Raw genomic sequence first — 15,171 nt, 5'->3', positions numbered from 1 at the left:
ATACGCTCGAGCACCTCAGCCTCAGGCAGCGCCACCGAAGCCATACCACCCCGGCCCGCCAAATCGCCCACGATGACCTGGCTGCGTACCGCCACAATCTGGGCCGCGTCCTCCAGCGACAACGCACCCGCCACACACGCCGCCGCGATCTCACCCTGCGAATGACCCACCACCGCATCCGGCACCACACCCACCGACGCCCACACCGCCGCCAGACCCACCATCACCGCGAAACTCGCCGGCTGCACCACATCCACGCGCTCCAGCAGCGCAGCCGGAACATCCCCCCGCAGCACATCCACCAGCGACCAGTCCACCCAAGGCTCAAATGCCACGGCACACTTGGCGATCCGCTCCGCGAACACCGGCGAGGAATCGAGGAGTTCACGGCCCATGCCCACCCACTGCGAACCCTGACCGGGGAACACCAGCACGATCCGCCCCCCGACCGCGGCCGGCGACAATCCGCCAGTGACCACACCAGGATGAGACTCGCCCCGCGCCAGCGCCTCCAGACCTGCCACAGCCTCACCCCGCGAGTCGGCCACCACCACCGCGCGGTCGGAGAGCAGCGCCCGTCGTGTCATCAGCGTCGCCGCCACGGCGTCCAGCGGCGCGGTCTCAGCCGTCTCCGACGTCTCCGCCGTCTCGAGGAACGAGGCGAGGCGTGCGGCCTGCCCTGCCAGGGATGCCGTCGAGGCGGCGGACACGACCAGCGGAACCACTCCGGCGGGCGATGCGGCCGGCGCCGCGGGCTGCTCCTCCGGTGCCTGTTCCAGGATCAGGTGCGCGTTCGTGCCGCTGATGCCGAAACTGGAGACACCGGCGCGGCGCGGCCTGCCCTCCTCCGACCAAGCGCGGGACTCGGTGAGCAGTTCGACCGCGCCCGCCGTCCAGTCGACCTGGGGCGTCGGCTCCGTCACGTTGAGCGTGGGCGGCATGATGCCGTGTCGGAGCGCCTGCACCATCTTGATCACGGCGGAGACACCGGCCGCGGCCTGCGTGTGACCTACGTTGGACTTGAGCGAGCCCAGCCAGAGCGGGCGCTCCGGGTCCCGGTCCCGGCCGTACGTGGCGAGCAGGGCCTGCGCCTCGATGGGGTCGCCGAGCTCCGTGCCGGTGCCGTGCGCCTCCACGACGTCGATGTCGGCCGCTGCGAGGCCACCGTTGGCGAGCGCCTTGCGGATGACCCGCTGCTGCGAGGGCCCGTTGGGGGCGGTCAGGCCGTTCGAGGCGCCGTCCTGGTTCACGGCCGAGCTGCGGACGACCGCGAGCACCCGGTGGCCGCGCCTGCGGGCCTCCGAGAGACGTTCCAGGACGACGATGCCGACGCCCTCGGACAGGATGGTGCCGTCGGCACCGGCCGAGAACGCCTTGACCCGGCCGTCGGCGGCGAGGCCGCGCTGGCGCGACATGCCACGCAGACCGATCGGTGAGCCCATGACGGCGACACCGCCTGCGAGGGCGAGCGAGCATTCGCCCAGACGCAGTGCCTGGGCAGCGAGGTGGATGGCGACGAGGGACGAGGAGCAGGCCGTGTCGACGGTCACCGAGGGGCCCTCGAAGCCGAACACGTACGACACCCTGCCGGAGGCCACGCTACCGGCGGTGGCCGTCGTGACGAAGCCTTCGAGTTCGGCGGGCATGTTGCTGAGGGACTCGACGTAGTCGTGGATGGAGACGCCCGAGAAGACACCGATGTTGTCGCCGCGCGCGGAGAAAGGGTCGATGCCGGCCCGCTCCAGGGCCTCCCACGAGGTTTCGAGGAGGAGCCGCTGCTGTGGGTCCATGGCGAGCGCCTCGCGCGGCGAGATACCGAAGAAGCCGGCGTCGAACTGGGCGGCGCTGTGCAGGAATCCGCCCTTGTGGACGTAGGCCGTGCCGGGCTTATCGGGGTCGGCGTCGAACAGGCCGTCGAGGTCCCAGCCGCGGTCGTCCGGGAGGGCCACCATGCCGTCGCGGCCCTCGGCCACGAGACGCCAGAGGCCGTCGGGGTCGTCGACGCCGCCGGGCAGGCGGCAGGCCATGCCGACGATGGCGATGGGCTCGTCGGGCTCGGCGAGGACGGTGGGGGTGGCGGTGGCACCGGCCGTGTCGTCGCCGAGTTCCTCGCGCAGGTAGCGGGCGAGTGCCACCGGGGTGGGGTAGTCGAAGATGAGGGTGGCGGGGAGCTTGACGCCGGTGGCGGCGCCGAGCCGGTTGCGGAGTTCGACCGCGGTGAGCGAGTCGAAGCCGATCTCGTTGAACCCTCGTGTGCCCTGGGCGAGTTCGGCGGCGTTGAAGCCGAGGACCGCGGTGGCTTCGGCCTGCACGATGCCGAGGAGGACGGCTTCCTGTTCGGCCTCGGGCAGTCCGGCGAGGCGCCGAAGCAGGTCACTGCCGTCGCCTGCGCCGACACGTGCGAGGCGGCGGCCACCGCGCACCAGGCCGCGCAGCAGGTGCGGGACGGTGCCGCCGGAGGCCGCGTCGGCACGCAAGGACCGCAGGTCGAGCTTGATCGGCACGAGCAGGGTGTGTTCGGCTCGCAGGCCGGTGTCGAGCAGGGCGAGGGCCTCGGCGGGGGTGAGGGGCAGGACACCGCCGCGGTTCATACGGGCCTGGTCGATCTCGCTGAGGTGAGCGGTCAATCCGGTGCTCTGCTGCCACAGGCCCCAGGCCATCGAGACACCGGGCAGGCCCGCCGCCCGCCGGTGGGCCATGAACGCGTCGAGATAGGAGTTGGCGGCGGCGTAGCTGCCCTGGCCGGCGGAGCCGAGCAGAGCGGCAGCGGACGAGAAGACAGTGAACGAGGCCAGTTGCGGAGCGAGTTCACGAGTCAGCTCGTCCAGGTGACGGACGGCGGTGACCTTCGGGGCGAAAACCCCTTCGATACGTTCCGGTGTCAGCGCGCCGATCACACCGTCATCCAAAACACCAGCGAGGTGGACAACACCGGTGAGCGGGTGCTCGACAGGTACGGCCGCCAGAAGAGCCGCCACGGCATCCCGGTCGGCGACATCACACGCGCAGACCCTCACCACCGCGCCCGACTCACCGAGTTCGGCAACCAGCTCCCGCGCCCCCTCGGCCTCCAGACCGCGCCGGCTGACCAACAGCAAGTGCCGCACACCGTGCGCGTCGACCAAGTGCCGGGCGACCAGAGCGCCCAAGGAACCGGTGCCGCCGGTGACCAGAACGGTGCCCCCGGGGGCGAAGGCGTACGCACTCTCCGTCCTGGTCCCGGCACCAACGTCGGCACCGACAGCGGGCTCGGCCTCGACGGCCGCCACGCGCACCAGACGCGGGGCGGACAACACCGTGCCCCGCACGGCGACCAACGGCTCCGCCGCGGCGAGCACGGACCCAAGGACGGGACCCGCCCCGGCGGAGCCGACGGGATCGAGATCGACAAGCACGATCCGGTCGGGATTCTCAGCCTGGGCAGCCCGAACCAGACCCCACACAGCGGCACCGGCCGGATCCGTGACATCAGCGTCACCACCCGCAGGCACCGCACCCCGGGTCACGACGACGAGAGGTACGGCGTCCAGGGCAGGTGCGGCGGCCAGCCACGCCTGGACCACGGCCACGACGCGGGTGGTGAGGCCGAGCGGGTCCTCGCCGTCGCCGGTCGTCGCCGTGAGGACGGCGACCGGCGGCAGGGTCTCGCGGGCGGCGAGCGTCGTCACGTCGTCGACGGTGGCGAGAGGCGCCCAGGAGGCGGGGGCGGCGGCGCCCTCGGGGGCGGGCAGCGGGGTCCACTCCACGCGGAACAGCGAGTCGCGGCTCTCCCGGCCGGCCGCGCCGGCGCCGAGCTGCTCGGCGGTTACCGGCAGGGACACCAGCGAGTCCATGGTCAGGACGAGGTCGCCGGTCTCGTCGGCGGCCTGGAACGAGAGCGCGTCCGGGCCGCTCGGGGCGACTCGTACGCGCAGGGCGGAGGCGCCCAGGGCGTGCAGGACGAGACCGTTCCAGGCGAAGGGCAGAACTCTGCGGTCGTCGTCGGGGTTGGCGAAGGCGTTGGTGTGCAGGGCGGCGTCGAGCAGGGCCGGGTGGATGCCGAACCGGTCGGCGTTCTCGCGCTGCTCGGGTGGCAGGACAGCCTCGGCGAACAGTTCGTCGCCGCGCCGCCACACGCCGCGCAGGCCTTGGAAGGCCGGACCGTAGGCGTATCCGCGGGCGGCCAGATCCGAGTAGAAGTCGTCGATGGCGACGGGCCGCGCGCCGACCGGGGGCCAGGCGGCGAAGTCGACGGCGGGCGTCGTGCCTTCGGCCCAGGCGGCGTTGGAGAGCAGGCCGGTGGCATGCCGGGTCCATCCCCCCTGTCCCGCCTCGTCGGAGGTCTCCTCGCGGAGGGAGTAGACATCCACGGTGCGCGAGCCGTTGTGGCCGGCGCCGCTGACGGCGACCTGGATTCGGACGCCGCCCTGCTCGGGGAGCACGAGCGGTGACTCGATGACGAGTTCCTCCAGGACACCGCAGCCGAACTCGTCGCCGGCTCGGACCGCCAGATCGACGTAGATGGTTCCGGGTACGACGACCGCGCCTGCGATGGCGTGGTCCGCGAGCCACGGGTGGGTGCGCAGGGAGAGTCGGGAGGTGAGGACCAGACCGTCGGACTGTGGCAGCGGGACCACCGCGCCGAGCAGCGGGTGGTCGGTGCCGGTCAGGCCGAGCGAGGCGGCGTCGTTGGCGGTGCCGGTCAGCTGGATCCAGTAGTGCTGGTGGTCGAAGGCGTATGTCGGGAGGTCGATGCGGCCAGCGTCGGCTCCGGCCGCGAGGACGCCGCTCCAGTCGACGTGGACGCCTCGGACGAAGAGCTCGGCCATCGAGGTAAACAGGCGGCGCGGGCCGCCGTCTTCACGGCGCAGGGAGCCGGTCACGACGGCGTCGGCCTCGGCGCTGACCACGATCTCGCTGATCGGCTGGACCAGGACGGGGTGGGCGCTGGACTCCACGAACACGGTGTGGCCGTCGGCCAGGAGGTCAGCGATCGCGGGACCGAAGCGGACCTGCCGGCGCAGGTTGCGGTACCAGTAGCCGCCGTCGAGGACACCCGCCTCGCGAACCCACTCGCCGGTCACGGTGGAGAAGAACGGCACGGCAGGAGCCTGGCTACGGATGTCGGCGAAGGCCTCGCTCAGGATCTCCTGGACGGCTTCGACATGCCGGGTGTGCGAGGCATAGTCGACTGCGATGCGGCGCACGCGTACGCCTTGGTCCTCCAGCGCGTCGACGGCCTCGTCGAGGGCTTCGGCGTCACCGGCGATCACCACTGACACTGGACCGTTGACCGCCGCGACCTCGATCCGGCCGGCCCACCGCTCCAGACGCTCGACGGTCTCTGCCTCGGACAGCGCCACCGACGCCATACCGCCACGGCCCGCCAGACCTGCGGCGATGACCTGACTGCGTACGGCCACAATGCGAGCAGCGGTCTCCAGGGACAGCGCGCCCGACACGCACGCGGCAGCGATCTCACCCTGCGAGTGACCGACCACCGCATCCGGCACCACACCGACCGACGACCAGACGGCGGCAAGACCGATCATCACAGCGAAGCTCGCAGGCTGCAGAACATCCACCCGCTCCAGGAGTTCGGCCGGAACATCCCCCCGCAGCACATCCACCAGCGACCAGTCGACCCACCGCTCAAGCGCCGCCGCACACTCAGCGATCCGCTCCGCGAACACCGGTGAGTAGTCGAGGAGTTCGCGGCCCATGCCGGTCCATTGCGAGCCCTGCCCCGGAAAGACGAGCACGACCTTTCCGGCCCCGCCCGGCGTCGACGCGCTGCCGACGGCCACCGCGCGTGCGGCCTCGCCGCGCGCCAGCGCGCCCAGGCCCGCCAGGGCCTCCTCGGGCGAGTCGGCCACGACGACCGCGCGCTCGGCGAGCGTCGCCCGGCCGGTGGCCAATGCGGTCGACACGTCGGCGAGCGCGACCGTGCCGGACGCCTCGACGAACGAAAGCAGACGCTCCGCCTGGCCGGTGAGCGAGGCGGCCGTGGCCGCCGACAGCACCAGCGGCACCACGCCGTCGACCGCTGGAGCCGGAGAGGGGCCGGAGGCAGTTTCAGCGGCGGGCTCTTCTTCCAGCGCCTGCTCCAGGATCAGGTGGGCGTTCGTACCGCTGGCACCGAACGAAGACACACCCGCCCGGCGCGCCCGGCCCACCTCTGGCCACGCGCGGGCCTCCGTCAGCAGCTCCACCGAGCCCGCCGTCCAATCCACCTGCGAGGTGGGGGCGTCGACGTGCCGGGTGGCGGGCATGACACCGTGCCGCAGCGCCTGCACCATGTTGATCACTGCGGCAACGCCGGAGGCGGCCTGGGTGTGGCCGATCACCGACTTGACCGAGCCGAGCCACAGCGGCCGGTCCTCGGACCGGTCCTGTCCGTACGTGGCGATCAGGGCCTGCGCCTCGATCGGGTCACCCAGAACGGTGCCGGTGCCGTGGCCCTCGACCATGTCGATGTCGGCCGTGGTGAGGTCGGCGCTCTCCAGCGCCTTGCGGATGACGCGCTGCTGCGCGGGGCCGTTTGGCGCCGTCAGGCCGTTGGAGGCGCCGTCCTGGTTGAGGGCGGAGCCGCGGATCACCGCGAGGACCCGGTGTCCGTTGCGACGCGCCTCCGACAGCCGCTCGAGGAGGACCACACCGGCGCCTTCGGCCCAGCTGGAGCCGTCCGCGCAGGCCGCATACGACTTGCAGCGGCCGTCGAAGGCGAGGCCGCGCTGCCGGGCGAAGCCGACGAACCCGCCGGGGGTCGACATGACAGTGGCGCCGCCGGCCAAAGCCATGGAGCACTCGCCGCGCCGCAGTGCCTGGGCGGCCAGGTGGATGGCGACCAGGGAGGAGGAGCACATGGTGTCGACGGTGACGGCGGGACCTTCGAGGCCGAGGGTGTAGGCGACCCGTCCCGAGGCGACGCCGCCCGCGGTGCCCAGGGCGCGCTCCAGGCTGAGGTAGCCTTCGAGGCCGCTGAGGTCGGGCGCGTAGTCCTGGTGGACCATGCCGGCGAACACACCGATGTCGGTGCCGCGTACCGAGTGCGGGTCGATACCGGCTCGTTCGAGGGCCTCCCAGGAGACCTCGAGGAGTTGTCGCTGCTGGGGGTCCATCGCGAGCGCCTCGCGCGGCGATATCCCGAAGAACGCGGCGTCGAACTGGCCGGCATCGTGCAGGAACGCGCCCTCACGGACGTACGTCGTGCCGGGGTTGTCCGGGTCGGGGTGGTAGAGGCCCTCCAGGTCCCAACCGCGGTCCTCGGGAAAGGTGGTGTAAACGTCCGTGCCGTCGGTCACCACCCGCCACAGGTCCTCAGGAGCGCGAATGCCGCCCGCATACCGACAGGCCATCGAAACGATCGCGATGGGTTCGCCCGAGGCCTCGGAGAGACGCTGGTTCTCCTGCTGGAGCCGCGTGTTCTCCTTGAGCGAGGCACGCAGCGCGTTGACTATCTGCTCGTCCGGTGCCGTCATCTCGGTACGTCCTCCGTCTTTGCGCTGCTGATGAACCACATTCCGGTAAGTCAGGTGATCAGTTGGTGTCGTTTTCCTGGGCGCGCTTTACGAGGTCAGCGACGTCCATCACGTCGATCAGGTCGACGTGTCCTCAGCGGCGGGTAACCGGGTCTGGTTCAGGAGGGGTATCTGCGCGAGTACGTGCCGCAGGTCGTCCTTTCGCCCGTCCAGGTCGTCGTCGCCCGTTTCGGTCAGCAGTTCAGAGCGCAGGAAACCGACGAGGGCGTCCGGGGTCGGATAGTAGAAAATGAGTGTCGCGGGCGGCTGCGAGGTACGAGGTCAGTTGGCACGACTCGGAACCCTCATCAGATGCTCGCGTCGATGTGAAGAAGAGAAGACACAAAAAAAGACCCCTGAATTTCTTGCCGGGCATGCGTAAGACCGCAGATGGTCTGCGAAGATCGAGGGCTGGCCTTCACGAGATTAGACAAGGCTGCCTTCGCGGGCATCCCCTGGTCTGGTAGCTCCCGGTTGTGTGAGGAACGCCGGATCTCGCGGTGCCTACGGGGCCCCGCGGATCCACGCCGCCCTGCGGCGGGCCGGGCGGGCGGTGAACTCCGAGAAGATCGAGCGGCTGATGCGCAAGCACCGGATCGTCGGGATCACCCACCGCCGGCGGCCGGGCCTGACCCGGCAGGCTAAGCGGGCGGGGCCGTCTCCTTCTTCACGTGGCTTGGTCATCTGCCTGCGTCAGTCACATGCAGCAGGGCGCGGGCAGCCAGGCGGTAGCCGAACGCGCCGAGACCTACCACGACGCCTGAGGCCAGCGGGGCGATGACCGATTCGTGCCGGAATTGTTCCCGCGCCCATACGTTGCTCAGGTGCACCTCGATCCACGGGTGCTCGTAGCTGGCGAGCGCGTCCCGCAGGCTCCAGCCGGCGATCATGAGGGCGCCCGGGTTGACCACCGCACCGACACTGTCGGGCCCGTGCTCGTGGATAGCGCTCACCAGCTCGCCCTCCGACTCCCGCTGGACAGCGAGGACCTTCCAGCCCTGCGCGCTCACCTCGTCGGCGACTGCCTGCTCGATGTCGGCCAGGGTGTCGGTGCCGTAGATCTCGGGCTCGCGGCGGCCCAGGATTCCGAGGTTGGGACCGTTCAGTAGGAGCATCGTGCTCATGTGTCACCTCGCCGTTCAAAGGTCCGAACCGCATCCGGTCCGTGATCCGGGGCCCCATCGGGGGCGGTCGTCAGGGTGTCCGTTCCGAGCATGGTCCCGGCGGTCTCCTCGACGTGAGCCATCGAGTACCGCAGGATGGGCGGCGCCATCAGGGACGTCACGAAGGCGGCCAGGACAACGATCGTGCACGTCTCGGTGTTCAGGACGCCGAGACGAAGGCCGGTCATTGCCACGATCACCTCGACCACCCCCCGCGAGGGGCCTTGACCCGGAATCTTGGAGGGTCGGAGCGCATGTGGTCGGCGATCGCCCAGCCGGCCGGGCGCCGGGAGGCGAGGTCGATGACCGTGGCCAGATACAGGAACTTCCCGCCGACCAACGGGAGACAGGTGATGTCGCCGACGTACTTCGTGTTCACCGCCGCGGCGGTGAAGTCGCGGCCGATGAGGTCGGCGGCTTCCACGGCGGCCGGATCCGAAATGGTGGTGCGGTGCTTTCTGCGCAGTCGCAAGTCGGCCAGGCCGACCTGGCGCATGACGCGGGCGACCCGCTTGTGGTTGACCAACTCGCCTGTCGCGCGCAGTTCTGCGGTGATCCTGGGGACGCCGTAAGTCCCGTCCGAGTCCTGGTGAACCGTGCGTATCCGGGTGGCGAGCGCGGCGTTGGCCGTCTGCCGGGCCGCCCTCGCGGCTGCTGCGGTCCGGTGCCAGTGTTCGCCGGTGACCGTGGGCAGACTGAAGCGCATCGCACGGCGGCCGAGGACGAGGGCGAGCAGTAGGAGGAACGCAACTTGGAGCAAGAACACCAGCAGGGCGTGGTGTCCGATGATCGGCACGGGGGCGGCGAGGGGCATCTCGGCCTCCCTCCCGATTAAGGGGTGGATTGGTCTGCAGGCCGGGGGCCTCTCTCGTGTGACCTCCGGTGACCTTCGGGCGAGAAGCAGCGGCGCGGTGTTCGGTGCGTGCTTTCGCCGTGCGCTGCCGGGGTCTCGGAGCGGTGTGTTGAGTGAGGGTGAGTTCCCCACATGCCCTTGAGGCAGCGGGGAAGCAGCCAAAAGCCGCGACATCGCGGAGGTCAATCAGAACGGCCCCAGCCGCCGGGCCACCAGGCCGGTAACCTCGGCTGCGCGGTCGACGAGGAAGAAGTGGCCGCCACGGAAGACCTCCGTTTCACTCGCCCCGGTGGTGTGCTCGGCCCATGCCTCAGCCTCATCAAGGGAGACCCGGGGGTCACTGTCTCCGGTGAGCACGGTCACCGGGCAGTCGAGGCGTCGGCCGGGCTCGTGCCGGTACCGTTCAATGGCGGTGTAGTCGCTGCGGATGGCCGGCAGGATCATCGCCAGCACCTCCGGGTCACCGAGCAGCATCTCGTTGGTGCCGCTGAGCGCCCTGAGCTCGGCCACGAGTTCAGCGTCGCTCGCCGTATGCACCCGCTCGTCGCGATAGCGGGACGGGGCCCGCCGACCAGACGCGAACAGCCGTACCGGCGCAGGCAGTCCGACATCCTGCATGCGCAGCGCCACCTCGTACGCGAGGACAGCGCCCATGCTGTGACCGAACAGGGCCAGTGGCTTGTCGTCCAGGTGCTGCAGCGCGGCGAAGATCTGGTCCGCGAACTCGGGGATGCTGTCGATCCTCGGCTCGTGGAGCCGGGTCTGCCGACCTGGGTACTGGAGGGCCAACACCTCCACCGATGGTTGCAGTTCTTTGGACACCGGGAAGAAGAAGCTTGCAGAGCCGCCCGCGTACGGCAGGCACGCAAGCCGCACATTGCTTTGCGGCGCGGGGTGCGCGACATTAACCCATTTCTCGAACTGCGCCGTTGCTTGAGGCATGCCGGACGGAGCTCCTCGTGGTTGGTGAGGGAGTATCGGAAGCCTATTTCGTGCAGGTGGAAGCGCGTATCCCCAGATCTGATAGTCCAAGCCCTCGAGCGGCCCGAGCGCCGGTACGGATGATTAGCCTTGCACCGTTCCGTTTTCGGCAGTTGTGCCTGCGCCAGCCACCCTGCGATGAGGGGTTTCCCGTGCCCGAGACGTCACCGCGCAAGCAGCCCGCCAGCGCGAGCCCCGAGACAGATGTGGACGTAATCGTCGTCGGCAGCGGCCCGGTCGGGGCCACTCTCGGGATCCTGCTGGCCCAGCGCGGCCGACAGACCATCGTCCTGGAACGGCGCCGCCGCCCCTACACCCTGCCCAGGGCAACCAGCTTCGACGGCGAGACGGCACGGCTGCTCGCCGGCTGCGGGACGGGCCCGAGTCTCGGCCGGATCACCGAGCCCGCCACCGGTTACCAGTGGCAGTCCGCCGACGGTGAGGTCCTCCTCGACATCGCCTTTCGCGCGGAAGGCCCGTACGGGTGGCCGGACGTCAGTACCATGCACCAGCCCGCCCTTGAGGAACTGCTGGCCTCGCGGGCTGCCGGGCTGCCCGGAGTGACTGTGGTGCAGGGCCGCCAAGTCGTGGGAATCGAGGAGCAAGACGACCGGGTCGTGGTGACGGCCGAGGATGAGGACGGCGCAGCCCAGACGTACACCGCGAGGCGGGTGGTGGGCTGCGACGGTGCCAACAGCTTCGTCCGGGACCATCTGGACGTGCCGGTCACCGATCTCGGCTTTTCCTACGAGTGGCTGCTGTGCGACGTGCAGCTGCACGAGCCGGGCGAGTTCGTCCCCACCAACGTCCAGATCTGTGACCCGGCCAGGCCTACCACCCTGGTCGGCAGCGGTCCGGGGCATCGGCGGTGGGAATTCATGCGGCTGCCCGGCGAGCGTGCCGCTGAGCTCAACCGGGAGGAAACTGCCTGGCGGCTCCTCGCCCCCTATGGGGTGACCCCCGACACCGCGACGCTGCTGCGCAGCACCACGTACATCTTCCACTCCCGCTGGGCCGAGCAGTGGCGGGTCGGTCGGGTACTACTGGCCGGGGACGCGGCCCATCTGATGCCGCCCTTCGCCGGGCAGGGCATGTGCTCGGGCATCCGCGACGTCGTCAACCTGGCGTGGAAGCTGGACCTGGTACTGGGCGGCCTCGCCCCGGAGTCGCTCCTCGACACCTACGCAGAGGAACGCCGCGCGCAGGTACACAAGTCGATTCTGTCCTCGGTCCAGTTGGGCCGGGTGATCTGCGTGACGGACCCCGTGGCTGCGGCTCAACGCGATACCACGATCCTGGCGGGCCGCCGCGGCCGCGGTCCAGCGGTCCCTGACCCGGCGTTGCCCCTCACACAGGGGCTCCTTCACCGGAGAGTGGACGGGTCGCCCATATCCCCGGCCGGCGAGGTGGTCCCCCAGGGCCAGATACGCGGCCTCAAAGGCACTGGCCTCTTCGACGATGTGGTCGGCCGCGGCTTCGTCCTGATGCTGGCAGAGGGCACGGACGCCGACCTCGACGCGGAGCAGTCGGCATTCCTCACGGACCTGGGCACACACGTGGTGACGCTGCTCCCCGAGGACGGGACGCCGCAGAACATGTCGGTGGCCGACGTGGGCGGCGTCTATCGCACTTTCCTGGCTCGCCACGGGGCCGACGCGGTATTGATCCGTCCGGATTACCACGTGTATGGGGCGGCCTCAGGCCTGGGGGCAGCAGCGGCGCTGGTGGACGACCTGCGCGCCCGCCTAGTACTCCAGCAGTAGTTCGCTATCGCCCCTGGTCAGCAGCTTGCTATTGAGTCTGACTGACTGACGGTGCGCCATATTGTGGCAGTTCGTGACCGGCGGTGCGACGGGCGGAGTGGCAGCGTTTGGCGGTGGCTTGGTGGCGTCTCCTGAAGCGGGACCAGGTCGGTGCGCGGTCGGGATGCCGGTGCCGCGCCGGGCTGGGACGGAGAGCTTCCAGGAGTCTCCGGATTTCTGCCAGGGTGAAGGGCGCGAGAGTGCGGTCATAGCGGAGAGCAAGGCGTGGGCTGTGGACGCTTTCGTATTTCGGCTCTTCAGTTGGTGTCGTTACCCAGGGCGCGCTTTACGAGGTCAGCGACGTCCATCACGTCGATCAGGTCGGCGTCGTCCTCAGCGGCGGGTACAACCGGGTCTGGTTCGGGCGTCGCCACCCCAGGGGCGGGGCCGTCCCCGGGACCTACGAAGCTGAGCAGTGTGTCGAGAAGCCCGGCCTCCCGGAACCGGGCGAGCGGTACCTGCGCGAGTACGCGCCGCAGGTCGTCCTCCCGCCCGTCCAGGTCGTCGTCGCCCGTTCCGGTCAACAGCTCAGAGCGCAGGAAACCGACGAGGGCCTCCGGGGTCGGATGGTCGAAGACGAGGGTCGCGGGCAGTCGTAGACCGGTGGCCACGTGCAGGCTGTTGCGAAGGTTGACGGCGGCGAGCGAGTCGAAACCGACCTCCTGGAAGGACTGGAGCGGGCCGATGTTCTCCGCGCTGCTGTGTCCGAGGACGGTCGCGGCCTGTCCACAGACCAGCCGGAGCAAGAGACGGTTCTGTTCGGCCTCGGGGACGTTGCGGAGGGAGTCCACCAGGGACGAGGTGATGTTGCTGTTCTCGGCGTCGGGCTGGGAGGCACGCAGTGCGGCGACGGCCTCGGGCAGGTCGGCGAAGAGCGGGCTGACTCGTACAGAGGTGAATGCCGGGATGAACGTCTCCCAATCCATATCGACGACCGTCACGGCCTTCTCCCGCGCTTCCACCGCTTGTTCGAACGCCGTCATCGCGATCTGCTGGGACATCGGCAGGACACCGCGGCGGCGCAGCCGCGCGAGGGTGGCCTCGTCCATTCCGAGGCCGACTTCGTCGAGGGCTCCCCAGGCGATCGAGGTGGCCGCGAGGCCACGACCGCGGCGCCGTTCGACCAGGGCATCCAAGACTGCGTTGGCCGCGCCTGCGACGCCCTGGCCACCACCGCCCCAGATTCCAGCGATCGAGGAGAAGACCACGAACGCTTCGAGCGGTGCGCCGCCAGAGGCTGTGTCAGTGAACAGTTCGTCGAGCCATACAGCGGTGTCGACCTTGGCCGCGAAGACCTCGGTGAGGTCGGCGAGGCCGGTGTCGGCGATGTTGCTTGCCCAGGCAGTGTCGGCGGCGTGCACGACGGCGGTGAGCGGCTGCTCCTCCGGGGTTTCGGCGATGAGACGGGCAAGCGTCTCACGGTCGGCGTCTGCGCAGGAGACGACTGTCGTCTCCACCCCGGTGGCCGCGAGCTTGTCCAGCAACTCGGTGACGGCGTCGGCGGGCGCCTGAGCCGTGGTCGTGACGATAAGACGGCGCGCGCCGGACCCGGCGAGCCAGAGCGAGGCATGTGCGCCGAGGGCCTCGGCGCCGCCAGTCACAAGGACTGTGCCATGAGGCTGCCAGCCACCGTCGGCGGGCGCCTCGGGCGCGGGCTTGCGTGTGAGCCGCCGGCTGTAGACGCCGGAGCGGCGTACGGCGATCTGGTCGTCCCCCGTGACGCCGTTCAGCGCGCCCACGAGGTACTGCGCGGTGCGGTCGTCGGCGGTTTGCGGCAGGTCGACCAGGCCGCCCCACCGGCCGGGGTATTCAAGAGCAACAGCGCGGCCCAGACCCCAGAGTCCGGCCTCGCCAGGCTCGATAACGGTGTCCTGGATACCGGTCTTCACCGCGCCGCGGGTCAGACACCACAGCGGGCCGTTGATGCCCGCGTCTCCGAGCGCCTGAATCAGCGCGAGGGTGCTGGCGGCGGCGGCAGTGGCGTCCTGCGGGCTGACGAGGGCGAGCAGGGAGAGAACTCCTGCCGGCTCGTACTCGGTCCGGACGCCGCTCAACTGCTCGGTGAGTCCAGTGCGGGTGAAGGCGGAGGGAGTGATCTCCAGGGGCTCGACGTCGAGTCCCTGGGCAGCGAGCGCCGCGAGGAGTTCGGCCACCTGGGAGCCGTCCGTGGAATCGGTCGCGCCTTCGGACGGATGTCCCGGCGGCAGGATGGCGAGCCAGCGGCCCGCGGGTACCCCCGACACCTCCCCCTCCAGGGGCCGCCAGGTGACGGCATAACGGAGGCGCTCAGCGCTGGACCGCCGGCGGCGACTACCGCGCCAGTCCGCCAGCACCGGCACGACAGTACGCAGGGCATCTCGCAGAGTGGCGGAGTCCGAGGCAAGCAGCCCGGCGAGCGAATCGGCGTTGGTCTGCTCGACGGCGCTCCAGAAGTCCGCGTCGGTGTCCTCGCCCGAGGTAGCACTGTCGTCGGCGTCTTCGGCCTCCTGCAACCAGTAATGACGTCGGTCGAAGGCATACGTCGGAAGATCGACCTGCCCACTCCCAGCACCGGCCGGCAGCATCGCCGCCCAGTCCACGGGCACACCCCGGACAAATAGCTCGGCCATCGAGGTCAGCAGCCGGCGCAGGCCGCCCTCGTCACGGCGCAGCGTGCCACCGACGACGGCACGCAGCCGGACCGTGTCATCCGCCTCATCCACGATCTCATTGACCGGCTGGACCAGAACCGGGTGAGCACTCGACTCCACGAACACCGTGTGACCGCCGGCCAGAAGATCGGCGACCGCGGGACCGAAACGAACCTGGCTACGCAGATTGCGATACCAGTAGCCGCCGCCCAGCACACCCGCCTCCTTTACCCACTCCCCCGT

The 15,171-nt window shown here is 70.1% G+C and carries 7 protein-coding genes and 1 pseudogene; 2 read left to right on the top strand and 6 right to left on the bottom strand.

The genetic code is table 11. The features are described from left to right. The coding region (locus tag ACIBLC_RS41750; RefSeq protein WP_399216716.1) for a type I polyketide synthase at nucleotides 1–7,460 on the bottom strand (7,460 nt) is incomplete at its 3' end. A 517-nt stretch (nucleotides 7,461–7,977) separates the two neighbouring features. On the opposite strand from ACIBLC_RS41750, the gene ACIBLC_RS41745 reads away from it, so the two are divergent. Next, on the top strand, nucleotides 7,978–8,280 hold the full coding sequence (locus ACIBLC_RS41745; protein WP_399216715.1) for an IS3 family transposase: 303 nt from the start codon (nucleotides 7,978–7,980) through the stop codon (nucleotides 8,278–8,280). Here the strand turns inward: ACIBLC_RS41745 and ACIBLC_RS41740 are convergent. The 4 genes and pseudogenes from ACIBLC_RS41740 to ACIBLC_RS41725 all read right to left on the bottom strand — a co-directional run bounded on the left by ACIBLC_RS41740 (nucleotide 8,180) and on the right by ACIBLC_RS41725 (nucleotide 10,457). Then, the gene (locus ACIBLC_RS41740; RefSeq protein WP_399216714.1) at nucleotides 8,180–8,623 is read right to left on the bottom strand and encodes a type II 3-dehydroquinate dehydratase; all 444 of its coding nucleotides are present in this window, start codon (nucleotides 8,621–8,623) and stop codon (nucleotides 8,180–8,182) included. The two genes, ACIBLC_RS41745 and ACIBLC_RS41740, sit on opposite strands and share 101 nt — an antisense overlap. Continuing rightward, the gene (locus ACIBLC_RS41735) at nucleotides 8,620–8,850 is read right to left on the bottom strand and encodes a hypothetical protein (RefSeq protein ID WP_399216713.1); all 231 of its coding nucleotides are present in this window, start codon (nucleotides 8,848–8,850) and stop codon (nucleotides 8,620–8,622) included. The genes ACIBLC_RS41740 and ACIBLC_RS41735 overlap by 4 nt, the downstream gene beginning before the upstream one ends. A 56-nt stretch (nucleotides 8,851–8,906) precedes the next feature. Continuing rightward, nucleotides 8,907–9,344 (bottom strand): annotated as a pseudogene (locus ACIBLC_RS41730) (IS3 family transposase); the annotation flags it as partial. Between the two features lie 357 nt (nucleotides 9,345–9,701). Next, nucleotides 9,702–10,457, bottom strand: a complete 756-nt coding sequence (locus ACIBLC_RS41725) for a thioesterase II family protein (protein ID WP_399216712.1) — start codon at nucleotides 10,455–10,457, stop codon at nucleotides 9,702–9,704. 191 nt (nucleotides 10,458–10,648) lie between these two features. Between ACIBLC_RS41725 and ACIBLC_RS41720 the strand changes: the two genes are divergently transcribed. Then, entirely contained in the window at nucleotides 10,649–12,259 is a 1,611-nt protein-coding gene (locus ACIBLC_RS41720) for a bifunctional 3-(3-hydroxy-phenyl)propionate/3-hydroxycinnamic acid hydroxylase (RefSeq protein ID WP_399216711.1), read from the top strand. Nucleotides 12,260–12,555: 296 nt separating this feature from the next. On the opposite strand, the gene ACIBLC_RS41715 is transcribed toward ACIBLC_RS41720, so the two are convergent. Further along, nucleotides 12,556–15,171, bottom strand: a 2,616-nt coding sequence (locus ACIBLC_RS41715; protein ID WP_399216710.1) for a KR domain-containing protein, incomplete at its 5' end; no start/stop codon positions are given.

The sequence above is a fragment of the Streptomyces sp. NPDC050535 genome, assembly GCF_044457665.1.
Classification (GTDB): domain Bacteria; phylum Actinomycetota; class Actinomycetes; order Streptomycetales; family Streptomycetaceae; genus Streptomyces.
The sequence above is the reverse complement of the archived record's forward strand: the minus strand, read 5'-3'. Positions and strand labels throughout refer to the sequence as shown.

Excerpts from the sequence above, each read along its gene's own strand:
- ACIBLC_RS41740 (WP_399216714.1), bottom strand. The coding sequence starts at position 8,623 with ATGAGCACGATGCTCCTACTGAACGGTCCCAACCTCGGAATCCTGGGC.
- ACIBLC_RS41735 (WP_399216713.1), bottom strand. The coding sequence starts at position 8,850 with ATGACCGGCCTTCGTCTCGGCGTCCTGAACACCGAGACGTGCACGATC.
- ACIBLC_RS41725 (WP_399216712.1), bottom strand. The coding sequence starts at position 10,457 with ATGCCTCAAGCAACGGCGCAGTTCGAGAAATGGGTTAATGTCGCGCAC.